Annotated in this window: 16 protein-coding genes and 1 pseudogene; 11 read left to right on the top strand and 6 right to left on the bottom strand. The window is 40.7% G+C overall.

The annotated features are described in order from the left end of the window. Positions 1-26: 26 nt before the first annotated feature. Positions 27-355, bottom strand: a pseudogene (locus tag QM454_RS03080) (nucleoside triphosphate pyrophosphohydrolase). A gap of 235 nt (positions 356-590) precedes the next feature. Here QM454_RS03080 and QM454_RS03075 point away from each other — a divergent pair. The 3 genes from QM454_RS03075 (at position 591) to QM454_RS03065 (ending at position 3,835) form a co-directional block, all read left to right on the top strand. After that, entirely contained in the window at positions 591-1,655 is a 1,065-nt protein-coding gene (locus QM454_RS03075) for a YecA family protein (protein ID WP_432361437.1), read from the top strand. A 456-nt stretch (positions 1,656-2,111) separates the two neighbouring features. Beyond that, positions 2,112-2,594 carry a hypothetical protein gene (locus QM454_RS03070; protein WP_432361435.1) on the top strand — a complete coding sequence of 161 codons (483 nt, stop codon included), beginning with the start codon at positions 2,112-2,114 and terminating at the stop codon, positions 2,592-2,594. After that, entirely contained in the window at positions 2,591-3,835 is a 1,245-nt protein-coding gene (locus QM454_RS03065) for a replicative DNA helicase (RefSeq protein ID WP_432361432.1), read from the top strand. Before QM454_RS03070 ends, QM454_RS03065 begins: the two co-directional genes overlap by 4 nt. A gap of 169 nt (positions 3,836-4,004) precedes the next feature. Here the strand turns inward: QM454_RS03065 and QM454_RS03060 are convergent, their stop codons facing one another. Next, positions 4,005-4,193 carry a hypothetical protein gene (locus QM454_RS03060; protein WP_432361431.1) on the bottom strand — a complete coding sequence of 63 codons (189 nt, stop codon included), beginning with the start codon at positions 4,191-4,193 and terminating at the stop codon, positions 4,005-4,007. A 370-nt stretch (positions 4,194-4,563) separates the two neighbouring features. Between QM454_RS03060 and QM454_RS03055 the strand changes: the two genes are divergently transcribed. Beyond that, entirely contained in the window at positions 4,564-5,001 is a 438-nt protein-coding gene (locus tag QM454_RS03055) for a hypothetical protein (protein ID WP_432361428.1), read from the top strand. Positions 5,002-5,268: 267 nt separating this feature from the next. Beyond that, entirely contained in the window at positions 5,269-8,913 is a 3,645-nt protein-coding gene (locus QM454_RS03050) for an ATP-binding domain-containing protein (protein ID WP_432361425.1), read from the top strand. Positions 8,914-9,181: 268 nt separating this feature from the next. On the opposite strand, the gene QM454_RS03045 is transcribed toward QM454_RS03050, so the two are convergent. After that, positions 9,182-9,538, bottom strand: a complete 357-nt coding sequence (locus QM454_RS03045; RefSeq protein ID WP_432361423.1) for a hypothetical protein — start codon at positions 9,536-9,538, stop codon at positions 9,182-9,184. A 214-nt stretch (positions 9,539-9,752) separates the two neighbouring features. On the opposite strand from QM454_RS03045, the gene QM454_RS03040 reads away from it, so the two are divergent. After that, complete coding sequence (locus QM454_RS03040; protein WP_432361420.1) at positions 9,753-10,178, top strand: hypothetical protein; 426 nt, start codon at positions 9,753-9,755, stop codon at positions 10,176-10,178. 364 nt (positions 10,179-10,542) lie between these two features. After that, a complete protein-coding gene (locus QM454_RS03035; protein ID WP_432361417.1) occupies positions 10,543-11,496 on the top strand; it encodes a calcium/sodium antiporter in 954 nt (317 codons plus the stop codon). A gap of 53 nt (positions 11,497-11,549) precedes the next feature. On the opposite strand, the gene QM454_RS03030 is transcribed toward QM454_RS03035, so the two are convergent. Continuing rightward, positions 11,550-12,218, bottom strand: a complete 669-nt coding sequence (locus tag QM454_RS03030; protein WP_432361414.1) for a DNA alkylation repair protein — start codon at positions 12,216-12,218, stop codon at positions 11,550-11,552. A 212-nt stretch (positions 12,219-12,430) separates the two neighbouring features. Here QM454_RS03030 and QM454_RS03025 point away from each other — a divergent pair, with 212 nt between their 5' ends. From QM454_RS03025 to QM454_RS03015, 3 genes are all read left to right on the top strand, one after another. Next, positions 12,431-12,874 carry a hypothetical protein gene (locus QM454_RS03025; protein WP_432361411.1) on the top strand — a complete coding sequence of 148 codons (444 nt, stop codon included), beginning with the start codon at positions 12,431-12,433 and terminating at the stop codon, positions 12,872-12,874. Positions 12,875-13,455: 581 nt separating this feature from the next. Next, positions 13,456-14,358, top strand: coding sequence for an NERD domain-containing protein (locus tag QM454_RS03020; protein ID WP_432361408.1), 903 nt, complete (start codon positions 13,456-13,458; stop codon positions 14,356-14,358). Positions 14,359-14,608: 250 nt separating this feature from the next. Further along, entirely contained in the window at positions 14,609-14,824 is a 216-nt protein-coding gene (locus tag QM454_RS03015; RefSeq protein WP_432361405.1) for a hypothetical protein, read from the top strand. Between the two features lie 286 nt (positions 14,825-15,110). On the opposite strand, the gene QM454_RS03010 is transcribed toward QM454_RS03015, so the two are convergent. After that, entirely contained in the window at positions 15,111-15,296 is a 186-nt protein-coding gene (locus QM454_RS03010) for a hypothetical protein (protein WP_432361402.1), read from the bottom strand. A 16-nt stretch (positions 15,297-15,312) separates the two neighbouring features. Beyond that, a complete protein-coding gene (locus QM454_RS03005) occupies positions 15,313-16,062 on the bottom strand; it encodes a hypothetical protein (RefSeq protein WP_432361399.1) in 750 nt (249 codons plus the stop codon). 247 nt (positions 16,063-16,309) lie between these two features. Between QM454_RS03005 and QM454_RS03000 the strand changes: the two genes are divergently transcribed. After that, the gene (locus QM454_RS03000; RefSeq protein ID WP_432361397.1) at positions 16,310-16,501 is read left to right on the top strand and encodes a hypothetical protein; all 192 of its coding nucleotides are present in this window, start codon (positions 16,310-16,312) and stop codon (positions 16,499-16,501) included. Positions 16,502-16,646 lie beyond the last annotated feature (145 nt).

The following is a 16,646-nucleotide window of genomic DNA, read 5'->3' as shown; positions in this document are numbered from 1 at the left end:
GTAAGTTCTGTGTAAGTAATCGCTGTTTAGTCATCTTCCACTTCCACTAAAAAAAATCCGCTCCTCAAAAACCGCCGCGCTGAGCCGCTTTCTCCGCACGCACTGCTTCCAGCTCTTCCACCGTTACCCCGTGAAACTTTGCTGCAGCGTGAATCAACTCTAGCAAATCTGCTAGTTCCTCAACCGCTTCATCGGATGTGATAGCCCCTTCATATTCAGCCAATTCCTCATGCATCTTCTTGTTCACTTCCGTTAACTATTGTGAGTAGTACAATAGATACGTGACACAATTCTTACTGTCTTTTTCGATAATGTCGGGTATCAGATCAAGCACAAGTTTATTGTAGATTGGCATATGATCTTCCCCTTTGAGTAGCATTTATATAGGCTGGCGGCGATAACACTTATATGTAGTCCTCTTAATCGAAAGGAACTTTTTACAAATTATGTGGTATTATTATAATAGTTAAAAAAAGAGATACATTGACTAGGTTAGCAAGAGATGAAACCAAATCACGACAGTTTGTACTTTCATGAATTTAAGCGTATAACTTTTTCTAATACTTATTTTTCTGTCCGGAGTGATGAATATGAAAATAAAATTCAGTAGAAATGATCCTTGTTTATGTGGTAGTGGAAAGAAATATAAAAAGTGCTGTCTTGGGAGAAATGATAATCCTGATTTTATGAATGTGGAAAAAATCAAGGAAAATATGGAGAGAATAACAAGAGAGAGATTGGTAAAGCAGTGTATACACCTAAAAAAAGAAGAATGTTCATCAAAAATTATTAAAGCACATTCATTACAAAATAATAGAATTTTAAGTAATTTGGCGGTAGATGGATACGTAAGTGTTCTAGAGCGAGATGAAACAGGTATGTTCATGAGTCTACAAAGAAAAGGCAGAAAAGTTGCTACCACGTTTTCTGGCTTTTGCAGCCATCATGACAAAACTATATTTCAACCAATTGAAGATAGGCCTTTTATTAAAAGCGAAGAACAGTTATTTTTATTAGCATATAGAGCATTTGCTTTAGGCTATCACAAAAAGTTAGAACAAATTAAAATGAATCAATCTACATTTAGAGAAAAACCTTCATCAATTAATGACGAGAGGTTTAGGTTTTATTCAAAAGGATTAATTCAATCACGCATTGAGCTGGAAAGCATTAATGAGAAACTTAATGAGGCATTGGAAAGTCACGAATACGGTTTAGTAAAGCATTATATATGGGAGATTAATGAAGAAATAGAATTTGCAATTTCAACGGTGTTTGAACCTGAAGAAACTTTAAATGGCATACAAATTAATGATTTCATGGATTTAAATAGACCACTAAAAAGCTTATATGTTTCTATTCTTCCAATGGATGGTAAATCCTATTTTATTTTTTCTTATTTAAAGGAAAACGAAGAAACTTATAAAGTTTATTTTGAACAATTCAATGAATTGAACAACACAAATAAGAAGAAGTTTATTAATAATATGCTAGCATTTCATACCGAACATGTAACAATGAGTCCTAGATTGTTGGACAGATGGACTGATGAAGAAAAGGAAGCATTTTATATATCATTTCATTTCAGCACTTTCGAGAGAATTCACGGAAAAGATATGTTGCAGGACTCGATATATGATTTTTTTAAGACATAATTGCACGGGTGCTTGGTACCTCAATATTATAAAAAATAATCCATCCTTGAGTAGCAGCTCATAACGGATGGATTATTTTATCTAACTAGCTGATTCCTCTTGAGGGGAACCTATTGCTATTACTTAGTACAGACCACCTAATGTTTGCCGCATTGGGGGGTCCTTTTTAGTTTATTAATAAATACCTGTTGACTTTATTATAGGTAGATCTTTGTTCATTTCAAACAAAGTAATTCTAAAATAGATTCAGGAGGAACGCCTATGTCCGAATTGAATGGGTGCCTGGTACCTCACGTAATTCAACACCAACCCATCGACAAAAAAGTCGATCAAGGGCTGGTGCTTTTTTTATGTCCAATAAAATTATTTTTCTTCTGCAGTATCCTTTTCCCAAACTCGCATCTATATAACAAATGAAAGGTCTGGTCAATACATGTTAAGGGGAGGAAAAGGATAGTGAACGGTTGGGTGAAATTGCATCGAGGGATAATGGATAAGCCGATATGGACGGAGTCAACATCGGATCAAAAGGTGATTTTGATGGCATTGCTTATGTTGGCAAATTATGAGGAGAAGCAGTGGACGTGGGGGGGAAGGGAGTATTCTTTACAGCCGGGGCAGTTTGTCACGTCAGTTGCTTCGCTCAGTCAGCGTTGCGGAAAAGGGGTGACCGCATCGAAAATCCGGACGGCTTTGAAACGATTCGAGGAATACGGATTTTTGACAAGCGAAACGACAAACCAAAATCAGGTCATAACGATTGTCAATTGGGGGTTTTATCAGAAGAACGATGGGCAAATGACAAACGTTTTCGCAAATGAACGACGAGCGGTTAACGAACAAATCGCAACTACTAAGAAAGAAAGAACTAAGAATAAAAGAAAAAGAGCGCGTCTGAATGAATTCACATTAGATCTGACGAAGGGGGAAGCGATATGATTGCGGAAAAAGCGGTACTCGGTTCGATGTTGAAGGAGAATTACTTGATACTGGATTCAGGTTTGGCGGTTTCCCAATTTGCGGATCCGGTTCATAAAATAATTTTCCAGTCGATGAAGGAGCTTCGTGCTGCAGGGAAGACGGTTGATTTCGTCACGCTGTTGACGACGTTCAGCCCGCAGGACCTGGGCGGGGCGAATTATGTGAAGGATCTTATGACATATGCGCATGTTGAAAAGTTTGATGACCATTTAGAGGCGATGCTTGATGTTTGGCGGGAGCGTGAGAAGCAGAACGTGCTACATGTGGCGGCTTTGGAGAATTGGCCGATTGATCGTGTTATGAGCGAGCTCGATGCCATCCACGATAATCGGGTGAGCGATCATTCCAAGATATCGGACTTGTTAATGGACGTGTATGAAGACCCTTTCGTCGAAAAAGAGATTGTGGACGGTGCGCACGCGGTCATTGGCAAGCTCGATGAAATGACGAACGGTTTCCAAGACGGTGAACTCACCATCGTCGCCGCGCGTCCGAGCATGGGGAAATCCGATGTCATGCTACATATCGCGAAGCACGCCGGGTGGCAAGGACGTTTGCCAATCATCTTTTCACTTGAAATGTCAGATACGAGTTTGCGGGATCGGCTGCTTGCGTCGACGGGGCGTTTTTCGAGACTCCGGATGCGCGACCCTTATCGGATGCTCAGTGGGTCGCAAAAAGGGAATTGGGTGAAAACAATCGGTAGACTGGCGGAGACCAATATCCAGTTTTTCGATCGAAGCAGGCAGACCGTTGCGGAAATGCGGATGAAAGTACGCAAGATGATCCATGAATATCCGGGTAGGAAGCCGTTCATTTTGATTGATTATCTAACGTTGATTCATTCGGAAGATACGAGCAGTACGAAGCATTTGGAAGTTTCTCAGATTACGAAGGAGTTGAAGGGGATGGCGCGCGAATTCGATTGTCCGGTCGTAACGCTCGCGCAGTTGAGCCGGGCTGTGGAACAGCGGCATGACAAGCGGCCGCTCATGTCGGATCTGCGGGAATCGGGCTCGATTGAGGAGGATGCGGACGTCATCATCTTTTTATACCGTGATGCGTACTACACGAAAGATGATAACGACAACATCATGGAACTCATCGTTTCGAAAAACAGGAACGGTCCTGTCGGGACGGCTTACGCTGCTTATAACAAATATACGGGGGAGGTTGTCGGGATTGGGACAAACAGTTAGAAAAATGGCTGGTACAACTGGATGATCTCGAAAGTGAGATGGTGTATAAAGGTTCTTTATTTACTTTTAATCAATAATCTCAATAAGGCTAAGGGAAAAGTAAAGTCATACATCTACTTTTCCCTTATTTATGTACCTTGCATGCCATTTTTAGAAATGCCAAGATATTTTAATGCACAATGGAGGATCTTTCTTTTTCCTCTTCTATTTCTTCTAATACAAAATCGATAAATCGATCAAGGTAAAGCTGTACGCCTAATTTTGCGATTGCCGAAACGTTCTTCCCATACATTTCTGCAACTAGGTTGAGTTTTTTCATTTCGTAATCAGTTAGAGTTACAGTGACCTTTGTTTTCATGCAATTGACCCCTTTACTATGTCCCTTATAGCATGGATATTGACTAATTATATATATCAATTATCAACAGTTGGAAAACAATTTGCAATGGTAATTAAACGTAATTGCGACTATCCTTCTTCATCAAACTCCCATCTTTAATCTGAGCGACTTTCAAGTTTGGCTTTTGTATTTTTTTATTGAATACGCATGATTTTATACATCGTTGATTTGCGAAAAAATTTTTCCCCTAATAGTATCCTTTTCACGAACTCGAGTCTATATAGAGGGTGAAGGGACTGGTCTTACATTATCGTTTCGAAAAACAGGAACGGTCCTGTCGGGACGGCTTACGCTGCTTATAACAAATATACGGGGGAGGTTGTGGGGATTGGGACAAACAGTGAGAGAGCTACTTCATGATGCAATTTTTTACGATGAACCATTGACTGCACATGCTGTTTATTACGCATTGCAAAAAGGGCTTGTGCAACTGGATGATCCCGAAAGCAAGTTTCGTTATGAGGAGTTGGATTTTGAGATGGTGTATAAAATGCGGGATGAAAATTTGTTGCAAATGTGTACGATCAAGCTTTTCGTTGTGCCGATGAGCGGGAAACGGTATGCGATTTATTTGGCGCGAAATGAGGAAGACGTGAGAGGGAAGCACCATAAGATCTATGGTCGGCTTGCGCAGGAAATCAGAGATGTGAGTAACAAGATGGATGCGGCCATTTACTATGAAGACACGGGTGAGTCTCAGTGTTTCCGTGAGCTGAAGCGGGAGGCGGTGCATTTTCCGTATTATGCGGGGGAAATGTATGGATGAGCGGCTGGAATGGCGGGGATGAGAGAATAAAGAGATACGAGGCATCCGAACAGTTATGAATTGAACGAGAAGGGAAGATGTTGGGCGAACGACGTCGGCAATGAGCTGAATACGCTGTATGAAGATGGGATGTAGAGAAAAGCCTGGCACATGTCCAGGTTTTTTTATTTGCAGAAAATTAAGGATTACATTCATTGAATCGGGTATAATGTAGGATAGTTTAAGAGTTAAATTAAATAGACTAATAGGTTACGAGCAGGTGAAATAATGAAGTTGTTCGGGTTCTTATCTACTAAGCGAGACGATAAAGTAAAAGAGCACCAAGAAATAGAAGAAGGACGAGTGGAAATCCAACCTGCGGCCAACCCGGAAAAAGATCCGGATATCCGATATTACCAGTTGCAGAATCAACAGCTCCATTTTGACTTGGAACTAAAAGATCAGACGAATAAGGAATTGATTGCGGAGCAAAAAAGGTATGTGGAGCTTTCTCGGGAGCAATCCGCTGAAATGGATAGCTTAAAAGGAGTCATCCGCAAGCTCGAAGCAGAACTGGCAATGCGTCCGTCACAAGAGGAGCTTGACCAGAAAGATGGGCAGATTCAGCGATTGGCACAACGGCTGAAGGCACTTGGTCAGGGGCTAGTCTCAAAGGATGCCTATGAACTGGCGCAGTCGGAAACAGCGAAGGTAGAGCAACGGCTTCGGATGATGACGGCTGCAGCAGAACAGTTGAAAGCGAAGGCGGATCAGCTTGAGGTGGAAGTTCAGTCAAATACGGCGGCACCCTTACTTAAGGAATTGGAACAGAAATACGCGGTTCTGAGGATGAGCCACTCGTTGCGAATAGTGGAAAACAACCGCTTGGCTCAACAGTTGGATGAAGTTGAAAAGAAGTTTAAGCAACTAGAGCAGTTCTTGGAAGAGGTGGAGATGCCAACACCCGTCTCTAGTGAGCAATTAACATCTACCAACGATGAATTAAATACATCTCAGAATAGTGTTCATAGGAAAGACGTTGTATTGGCGGTCCTTGAGGAAGCCATTGCCGTGCAGATGGAGTTGGAAGAAGAGGAAAAAGAGTTCTTCACGGCACCAGACGTTGTCCCGAAAGACCAAGTAATTGATCAGCCTATGATTGTTGAGAAGGAAATCGATGAAAGTCAAATGCTCCAGTCGATGTCTGAAGAGTTGTTGACGACTATGTCTACTTTGGAAGAGGTCAAGGTTCCCGAAGTTTCCAAAGCTCCTTCATTCCCGGCCTATAACGAGGCTTCCTTTTTACCTCGTGATAATCAATCAGAGTATAGTTATTTGAAGAAAGTACTTAACAAAATAACATCCTTACTAAGACCGATCCGAAAAATTGAGTTCGACAGTACATATAATATTGATTATGCATCGGCATATGCAGAAGGGATTATCCGGCAACGTTCATACGTGCATAATCGCCGCCTGGAGATAATTAAAGATTCGCCTTATGTGGGGCGTGTCGATTATGTCACAAGGAATGGCGCGGAAACGTTGTATATCGGGGAACAAGGCATCGACGGGTATGTGATTAACTGGAGAGCCGAAGCGGCCTCGCTCTATTATATGAGGACAGTCGGGCAACCGATTTCTCATAGGACGCTTGGCGATGTCATCGTCGATTACATTCGGCAAATTGATATACGCTATGGGAGTATTAGTGCGCTTCACCCGCCACTTACAGCATCGACCCAATATTTCCAAGATGAAGGATTGATATCTGCTCTGTCGGATAAACGGGGAGTAGATATGCAGAAAATTGTCGCGACATTGCAGCGCGAGCAGTACGAAATCATCCGCCTCCCTATGACAAAGTCGATCATTATCCAAGGTTCAGCTGGAAGCGGGAAGTCCGCGATTGCTCTTCACCGATTGAGCTTTCTCGTATACAAATATGAGCTATCTCCGGAGCGTGTAGCAATCTTAGGGCCGAATGAAGCGTTCTTAGCCCATATTAAAAACGTACTGCCTTCGCTAGGTGATTTTGGTATTAAGCAGACGACATTTCTTAACATGGCTTGCGACATACTTGGACTTTCACCGGTTGATATCAAACGCCATGGCGAAAAGGAACTTGAACTTATTAAAGGGAAAGGTTCCTTGAAGTTCCGGTCGATTGTGCAAAGAAAGACTATGGGGAAATTCAATGATCTCAGAACGTGGGCAACACCGATTTTGGTAGGCTCAATTGCCGTGCCGATTTTGCCAATTCTGGCTGAAATGGAAAAATACCCTGACCTATCTCTAAAAGAGAGAGAAAACCTTTATTTCAACTTCTTCCTGAAGAGCGTGCGGAAAGAGATGATGGATCAGAATGAAGTAACTCGAGAATGGAAGAAATGGTTACGAGAACAGGCGAAAGGGATGGAGGAAGAGGAAGTTTCTAATTTGCCTTTATTCCAAAACAATTTTATATCTGAGCGAATAACTGAACTGGGAGAAAGATGGACACAAGAAGCGGCCTCTTTTGCAGAAGATACTTCTTCAAAGACAAAAAAGAAGATGGATGAGAGCCGACGTCAATTTCTTGCGGCAATCCAGCACGCGGTTCAGCTGAAAATGGAAGAGCACGGTGTCAATCTGGAGGAACATACCCTCCGAGTGATGGGTGAGTCACTCATTATGGATGCCTGGCGGAAGCGGATGAAGTGGAAGATGCAGGAACAGCGGGAAGAAGTCATTTTGAAGTATATCGCTTCACAACCGGAAGAGGTATTAAATACAGCTGGATTGTTGCGGGAGCCTGCTCTCAAAGAACAGCTCGAAAAATTACAGGGACGGCTTCTACAGGAGTTTGCTGCGGAAAAGCAGGAATTCCTAGACGAACAGAAAGCGATGCTCCATAAGGCTTTGCACACTGAAAGTCTCGCGGGAATTGAACGTGCCTATTACCGCCAAATTACGGATGCATTAAAAAGGGAGTACAAACTCAATTACAGTTTCAGTAGCCATTATTCAAACTTTACGTTTGAGGAAGATGTCACTATGTCTGACGCGGACCAGGCGACTCTACGGAACTATGTGAAAAAGAATTTGAAAGCGGACCTGTTTGATTGTTATGCGGCTGCGGTTCAAGAGGCTGAAGGTGCAGGAGTGCTTCCAGTAAAACAGAGTACGGTTGACGTGTATTATGAAGATTTGCCGGCACTTCTGCATATTGACAGGCTTTTGCAAGGCGCTCCGAAAGATCATTTGCTATCCTATTTAATTATCGACGAAGCGCAGGACTATATGCCGTACGAAATTACAGAATTGCATACACTCACCCGAACGAATGGCATTATGCTCATAGGAGATCTCGGACAGAACTTGAACCGAGCAAGCACATTGCAAGATTGGAATGTGCTTGGTGAATTGATTGGCGACCTTTCATTGCATGAACTGAAAGCTACATACCGCTCTACAGCTCAAATCGTTGATGTGAGCAATAAGATTATTGAGCCATTTGCGAACGGAAAATATTCACTTTCGACAGAGACCTTCCGGGACGGCGAGCCAGTCCAAACGACGGAGTTCACGGTTGATACAGAAGAGGAGGATTTGATTGCAATTCTGGATCAAGCCGTCTACGACCACCGGTATGAACCGGTAGCCGTCATTGTAAAGGCCGAATCATTAATCGAACGGTACCATTACATGATCGATCCGTATTTCTCTGTTGCCATCCAAACTGCGGGCGAACTTCCAACCGGAACTAAGGTAGTAATCACCACTCCTACCGCTGTTAAGGGACTCGAATTCGAAGCAGTCGTCATTCCACGATTCAATGACTACCAACCTACTGACACTGATCGCAAATTGGCCTACGTCGCAACGAGTAGGGCATTGCATCGTTTATATTTGATGGTGGAAAAAGGGGAAGGAAGTTTGGTGAAGAGTTAGTATTATACTGTCGTTCCATAACAAAAAATAATCCATCCTTGAGTGGTAGCTCATAACGGATGGATTGTTTTATCCAACTAGCAGATTCCCTTTGAAGGGAACCTACTATTACACATTACAGACCGCCTAATGTTTACGCATTGGGTGGTTATTTTTAGTTTATTCGTTGTAGAGAAATATATTCTTGTTAATGCAGATTTTTACCTATGACAATTAGAGTTGCGTGGATGCTTGGTTCCTTAATGAGGTGGCCGTTTTGTACGCCGATTTAACGAATTGGATATTTATTGTTTAAGTATGAACCAAGACAACCAAACCAATAAGCGATTAAGGCCAGAATAATAGTAGAATCACTTAAAATGTTAAAGTCATAAATTAAAAAATTAAGTAGAAGATATGCAACTGCGCATATTCCGCCTAAATCTAATGAGTGTTTAATGTAATAATGGTTAGCTACATATCCCCCCACTAAAGAAATAGGAATAAAGTGAAAGTAAGATAAAATTGTAATGACTGACTCCGGGAAAATTCTAACTTCAACATAAACAATTGCCAAGACGAAGATGTGCTGAACAATTAAAGATATTAGTAGAACCGGCAACCATGTGAATTTTTTTCCGTTCACAAAATATCGCCTCCATTTGTATATCTTTATTCTCGGGAAAGGGCAATTGTGTTTTATTTAAGATGGGGATCTGGGGAGAAAACATTAAAAAAGACACCATTTTGGGACACAATTCACATACAAATGTAAGACAACATTTTCTGAATTGTAATAAATTTAATCGAGACCTTTCTGAATTATAACCGTCTAATTAAATAAATAGGGGGGAACGAATTTGAGAGGGTTTAAATTATTCATCTGCTTATTCGGGATATTTTCAATGTCTTTAGTAGGTTGTTCAAACGATATCGAAAATACGGAGCAAAGTATAGTAGTCGAAAGGCGAGTTGGCGATAAAAATAACTATGAAGACTTCAGAGAGGTCACTGACAATGAGCAAGTTCAAAAAATGAAAGAGATTATTAAAGATGCAAATTGGATAAAAGCAAAAGCGGAAATGGCACACCCTCCTGATTACAAATTTGCATTTCGTTATAAAAATCCTAACATTGAAGCCAAAGCGGTATTATATGAACTATGGATTACCCCAAACAAAGATAAAGTTGAACTCATTGGTGTAAATCAATATGTCAAATTAGACAAAATTATGTCAGCAGAACTTTTTGAAATCATTACAGGAGAAAAGTTAACGGATCAGTAAAGCATCTGCTAATTGGATAGGTGGTCCTTTTTAGGTTATTGGAATTGACCAATTACACGTATGTTGTTTTTATAAAAAATACCAGGCACCCGAACAATGTCGAATTGCACGGATGCCTGGTACGTTACAATAATTCCGAATTGAATGGGTGCCAGGTACCTTTCTTAATGTATAAATTTCGACAATCTTTTACAATGATCATTGTGAAGTGATTAATCCACCAATGTGACAATGCACGCCTGTACATCAATATATTTACTGGATTTAGTATTATGCTTGGTCATCATAAGGGGCAAGTTAATTTTAAATCCCGTTCCAATGGGGTATGGATGTGTAGAAATGAATAAAGTAGGGAGAACAGACGATGGCTTATATTTTATTAATTGTAGGATTTGCATTGTTGATAAAAGGAGCTGACCTCTTTGTTGACGGATCTTCCAACATTGCTAAACTGCTCCGGGTTCCGTCTATTTTAATCGGGTTAACGATTGTGGCTTTTGGAACAAGTTCACCGGAAGCGACGGTCAGTATTATTGCAGCACTGGAAGGAAGTGCAGATGTTGCACTTGGTAACGTAGTTGGAAGCAATATTTTTAACATTACCCTTGTTGTAGGTGTAGCAGCATTTTTATATCCGTTGAGAGTCCAAAGTGAAACCGTTCGAAAAGAGATCCCATTTACCTTACTCGCAAGTGCGGCATTGCTTATTCTAATGAGTGATATTTTCTTGCAAGTATCCAATAGCAACTTGCTTACACGGAGTGATGGTCTTATTTTCTTTTTGTTCTTATCGATCTTTATGTACTATGTCATTGAGATTGGCCTCAGAAGCCGAAAAGATACAGCAGGCGAACCGGTTCCTGAGGGTATCAGATGGGGTAAAAATATATTCATTACCTTATTAGGATTGGCAGCGATTATATTCGGAGGGGACCTCGTAGTCGATAACGGTACAAAAATTGCTTACTCTCTTGGCATGAGTGAAGCGTTGGTCGGATTGACGATTATTGCGATAGGAACATCCTTACCCGAACTTGTCACATCCATCTCTGCAGCACTGAAAAAAGAAAGTGAAATCGCGCTAGGGAATATTGTCGGGAGTAACATTTTTAACATCTTATTTGTACTAGGTGCATCGGCTACGATATCTCCATTACCGGTCAATGATAAGATGTTCATGGATGTCATTCTTATGATTGCGCTGACTCTTGTATTATTGATATTCTCAAGAACGAACTTTACGGTCGGGAAAAGGGAAGGATCAGTGCTTGCCATCGCCTATATTATTTATATGGTGTATATTATCGTACGGAATTAATGAAATGAAAAAAAAGCAGGAACCCGAAATTGACACGGGTCCCTGGTCCTTTCTTACTTATTCTGTCGTTTATTAACTTCAATCGTAATGAACTCCGGCAAATAGTTGGGAGTACATCCTTTTGCTACTTTTTCATCTTTGTAAAGACCCGTTTTCTCACCGATTTTTATACAACGTGCACGATTCTTTTCATCATAAACGCCTATCCAGCCTGCGGTGAAATTCATAGCCCATTGGACTTCCGGTTCTTCCTGCGTAATAGTAGCTTCTACTGCAGAAAGCAAGTCTGCAGTGTTATCAGGCGGTGTTTGTCCAGTCCATCTCAATCGCGCTTGATAATACCAGAAAGCTCGCCTTTGAAGAGCAGAAAGGCTATTTTCCCATGACTCCATCAAGAAAATCGTCTTCTTGTCTTTGGAGAGCTGATTAGCCATTAACCAATCCATTAAGTTATGTCGCTCATCAAAAAGGTGAGTCTGCATATCCTTATCAAGCTTATTTAGCACATCTTGTGAAAGGAGTTTTTTGTCCATAATTAAGATTGCTAATAGTCTGGGCGAAAACTCATCGGTTGACCAAAGTTCCATAGCTAGTTCATGATCTTTTTTGATGTCCTTCGCGATTTTTCGTAAGTCGCCTAGCTTAGTTTTACTATTGATCTGAGAAAGGATGTTTTCTGCTTTTGAAGAGCGTTTTATTTCTGCACCTTTATTTTCATTCATTTTATACAACTCCTTCATTAGAGCATCACAATAAAATCGTACTATAACTTAAATTATGTTCAATCACCGCAATCCATATCATATCCATTCCATATTCACCACTTCTTTTATGTCACCGCTGTTGCTATTTTTTTATACTTCAATTGTTAGCACAATCGGGATCGGCCGATAAACATACGATAGAGTAACGACATAGTAAAGGAAGTGAAATTATGGGACTAGCTTGTTCATGCGGTGTGCGTACGAATCCTATTGCCGTCGATCCTGATATCCTTATGGGATTTCCTGATGGTATGACTAGGCGCGGAGCACTGACTCTTACAGCAAATATCTGTGCAGATAGACCAGAACTATCTACGTTTACCGCATCATTTGTCGACCCTACTGTTGGTGATAATAGATCTTTTGCATTTACTTCAACAACTTTTACAACAATCAGTTGTGAAATTATTCAAGGAGAATGCACTGTTTCCATCACGGGCATGGGACTAGTAACTGGCGAGCTCACTCCAAGACTATTTTTTGTTCAATTTATTGACAGCCCATCTCCTTTAAGTGATACTCTTAGTGCCTTCTCTGTTGGCGATTTTGCTGCCATAATAGAAGTTGGTGAACTACAACCTACCCTGACCTTCTTCGGTTGTCCTACAACTTAATAGCAATAGAGAGGATTACCATTCGTGGGTTTTCCTCTTATTTTCTAGTGTCGATTTTTCTTGACCAGTAAATACATAACAAACCAGAAATCAAAAAAATAAGAAAAGGAACAATGGCTAGTCCCGGTATTACTATCGTCCAATAAAGTGCGTATGCACATAAAGCAAAGATTAACCAACTGATTATAAGTAATAAGCTAGACGCAAATTCTTTTAGTGCCATAACACATCATCCTCTCTAATAATCCATTTTGACTCAAAAAGGCTTCTCCATTTGATTCTACTTACATTGACCTGCCTCTCTAGTTGAAGAACATCCTTTTATAATGTTTAATTTATTTTAGCATAGATTATTCACTTTCCTAATTTCACCATATCCAATTGGCAAATTAATGCAAAAATAGCTTTTGGAGAAGTGCCTTGCTTTCGCGTATGATTCAGCTTTTTTCAAAACAGACTGGTGTTCTTTAACCGTATATTTTACTGGTAATATAGTTCCACTTTTTTCATGTTATATGGTAATATCGTTTTAATAATTGAAAATAGTAGATTTATTGTTACTTACTGAAATGGGGGATTTCATGAAAGTAGACAGTAGTATGATGTTGGGATTTTATGAGGGCATTTGGATTGGAATTAAATTATTTATTACATCAAACATGTTTCCGTTTGTCGTTCTGTTCATTGTAATGTCGATCATACTGAAGTGGAAAATGCCGGTCATTAAAGGGAAGTATGGAGAATGGATTGTAAAGTCGAAGCTCCGGAAATTAGGAGAAGCGTACACAGTTTTTCATGATGTTTATATTCCAAATGGTGAGCGCGGACTGACGCAGGTGGATCATATCGTTACATCTGTGCATGGCGTGTTTGTTATCGAAACGAAACATTACAGCGGCTGGATTTTCGGAGATGAATATAAACCGTATTGGACGCAAGTTATCTATAAAAAGAAAACAAAAATGCATAATCCGATTCGACAAAATTACGGCCATGTGCAGGCTTTGCTTACTTACATAGGACATGAGGAAATGCAGGACGTCCATTCGATCATTGCATTTTCACCGAGTTCAACGTTTAAGTTCAAAAAGGATTTCACCTCTGCGCACGTTATCCAGTTTCCCGATTTGCTGAAAACGATCCGCCAGTACAAGGAGCAGCGCATTAGTGAGGCTACCGTGAAGGGGATCAATGAAAAGCTGACGGAACTTTTGGTTGTAGATAAAAATGACAGGAAACGTCTCAAGGAAGAGCATATGCAAACGGTGCGGAGAGCGAAAGATGCCAAACAGTCGGCACGTTCACGTACTAAGCAAGCGGAGAATATGTCGAGGCAGGATGCGCCCGTTTCACAACCTGCTTGTCCGAAGTGTAATGGGCAATTGGCTTTGAAGACGGGTAGGTATGGGAAGTTTTATGGGTGTAGTAATTATCCGGGGTGTCGGTATACGGAGAGTGTGGAGAGTGTTAGGCGGAGTGGTTAAGGAAAAAGGTATCACATGCATCAGATCATTTCCGAATGGCACGGTGCCTGGTGCCTAATGCTATGAAATATGAACAGGAGGCCAGAAAGGATTGTTGCAAACGAAAAAGGAACGCATGTACGAGTGACATGAGTTCCTCTTCTCTGATACGCAAACGCATGTACGAATGACATGAGTTATACGTGTCCTTATTAATAATATTCATTATCACAGAAATATATACGCTTTGTCAAGGGGAGGGGGATGTCCAATGAACAGGGTTAGGACGACAGATTTAATTATTTGTTTTGATGAAAGTGGTAAGCAGAGCAGTGTAAATAATCCTATCACTCCTGGTACAAAGAGAAAAGCGAAAATCACATTGACATTAAAATTATTGAAGGAAAATAAGTTGCAGCCGTTTCTTGAAGAATCTTCGTTTATTCCAATTAAGGAATTCAAATCAGTTAAGCGAGGCAAATGTTGAGGCGAGTGTAAAGTTGTTTATAGCAAGGAATTACGAAGAATTTCTATCCCTATAAATGATTAATGTTATTTTCAAGAAAAATAGTACCAGCCCCCTGAACAATTTCGAATTGGACGGGTGCCTGGCACCTCATAATGGATGGATTATTTTATCCAACTAGCTGAATCCCCTTGAAGGGAACCTGCTTATACAGACCGCCCGATGTTGCCGGCATCGGGCAATCCATTTTAGTTTATTCATTGTTAATAAATATATTCATGTTAATCCTAAGAAATTGCTACCATCCCTACAACCCAAAACATCTAATAATCGTATCAATCTCTTCCACCGTTTTCCCTTCTTTCAACAAATACAGAACAATTTCGGCACGAGCTTCGGTGGCTAAGTCTCTTGTTTTCGCTGGCTTTGCTGTTTTTGTAAACCGCTGTTTTCTTTCTTTGCTGTCCGGAATGTACGAAAAATATGTTTTCATAATAACTCACTCCTTTTCATACACATCCGCTACATACATATGCTTCATATCTTTCATTCACATAGAAATCTTCGAAAGGCTCGGGCCATGTGCATTTCGGACAGACGGCCATTTGGATGTAGAAGAAGACGTCGTCGATTTCATCTGTTAGTGCTTTTTGATGGTTTTTCAAATAGCGCTTGCCAGCGTCATACAATCGTTCCAATTCGGGTTTCTCCATATAGTCGTTACCCGGGAACGTAATGATGTTGCGGCATTCTGTCGTTGCGTTTAGTTCTTGATTGTAATTAATAAACGGTCGCCACTGCTGTTCATCTACGAGTTTTTGTAATGTTGATTCCAACCCTAACGCTACTTCTGAAGGCATCTGATCCCAAGTGACGTGCAGTCCGTCTGTATAGATATAATTTTCCACGTCAAGGAAGTGGTTGGCGACTGATTCGTGTAAGGCTGCAACTAGGCCGTAGAGTTTTCGAAGTTCGTCTTTAAAGAAAATGCCATCTTCACCAAGTACATATTCCTCGCATTGTACTGCCACTTCATCAATCAGCTCCAGTTGCTCATCGCGCTCAGTGATACTTTCGAATTCCCTCGGGTCTGTTGCTAGGTCGATATACCGTTCCATCAGACTGACATAGGCAAGTCCGTATGGCTCGTCCATAACTCCTTCGGGTAGGCAGTCCATTGAACAAAAGAAGTCTTCGTCCGTATTGACGCGAAGAGGTTCAGTATAAATTCGTTTGCTGCATGTTGTGCATGTTTTCATCGTAAACGCCTCCTATGTTTGTTATTTGTACTATACATAGGGGTGTGGAAATCTGTTATTTGTGTAAAAGAGGTTCCTGAACAATCCGAATTGCAAAGGTGCTTGGTGCTTCGGCACTAGTGTAATAGTTTGAATATTTGTTAGATTTATGTTATAATAAGTATAGTAAGAAAGGTAGTAAAAAGCTATTGTACAAGCACTAGAGTGACAACTTGTACAAGTTGTTGCGAGAAGGGGGGGCTAGCACATGATTAAATCCTGGGGCTACTTAACTGGTTGGCTCGGAATTATTTTGGCAGCACTCGCATTCTTCTATGAACCTGCGTTAGGCGGCGTTGCAATTATGTTAGGGTTAATTACTTTTGTATACCCGAAAAAAATGCTTGCTTCGTCCGCAGTTGCGCTCGGAATTGTAGCACTCTTGTTGCAACATATTTAATAGCTGTTTTTATAGGAAAAGGCCTGTTGTCTCTATTTTAGACAATAGGCCTTTAATTTTTTATTCAAACCCTTGCATACCTTAGAACGTTAAACTTGTTGCCTGTGCGCGGCACAATTCAGATAATACACTACAATTGCATGAA

Source organism: Sporosarcina sp. UB5 (assembly GCF_050859005.1).
GTDB lineage: Bacteria > Bacillota > Bacilli > Bacillales_A > Planococcaceae > Sporosarcina.
The sequence above is the reverse complement of the archived record's forward strand: the minus strand, read 5'-3'. Positions and strand labels throughout refer to the sequence as shown.

What these genes read in the sequence shown, in the direction of transcription:
- QM454_RS03075 (WP_432361437.1), top strand. Translation starts at nt 591, where the DNA reads ATGAAAATAAAATTCAGTAGAAATGATCCTTGTTTATGTGGTAGTGGA.
- QM454_RS03065 (WP_432361432.1), top strand. Translation starts at nt 2,591, where the DNA reads ATGATTGCGGAAAAAGCGGTACTCGGTTCGATGTTGAAGGAGAATTAC.
- QM454_RS03060 (WP_432361431.1), bottom strand. Translation starts at nt 4,193, where the DNA reads ATGAAAACAAAGGTCACTGTAACTCTAACTGATTACGAAATGAAAAAA.
- QM454_RS03050 (WP_432361425.1), top strand. Translation starts at nt 5,269, where the DNA reads ATGAAGTTGTTCGGGTTCTTATCTACTAAGCGAGACGATAAAGTAAAA.
- QM454_RS03035 (WP_432361417.1), top strand. Translation starts at nt 10,543, where the DNA reads ATGGCTTATATTTTATTAATTGTAGGATTTGCATTGTTGATAAAAGGA.
- QM454_RS03030 (WP_432361414.1), bottom strand. Translation starts at nt 12,218, where the DNA reads ATGAATGAAAATAAAGGTGCAGAAATAAAACGCTCTTCAAAAGCAGAA.
- QM454_RS03025 (WP_432361411.1), top strand. Translation starts at nt 12,431, where the DNA reads ATGGGACTAGCTTGTTCATGCGGTGTGCGTACGAATCCTATTGCCGTC.
- QM454_RS03020 (WP_432361408.1), top strand. Translation starts at nt 13,456, where the DNA reads ATGAAAGTAGACAGTAGTATGATGTTGGGATTTTATGAGGGCATTTGG.
- QM454_RS03015 (WP_432361405.1), top strand. Translation starts at nt 14,609, where the DNA reads ATGAACAGGGTTAGGACGACAGATTTAATTATTTGTTTTGATGAAAGT.
- QM454_RS03010 (WP_432361402.1), bottom strand. Translation starts at nt 15,296, where the DNA reads ATGAAAACATATTTTTCGTACATTCCGGACAGCAAAGAAAGAAAACAG.
- QM454_RS03005 (WP_432361399.1), bottom strand. Translation starts at nt 16,062, where the DNA reads ATGAAAACATGCACAACATGCAGCAAACGAATTTATACTGAACCTCTT.
- QM454_RS03000 (WP_432361397.1), top strand. Translation starts at nt 16,310, where the DNA reads ATGATTAAATCCTGGGGCTACTTAACTGGTTGGCTCGGAATTATTTTG.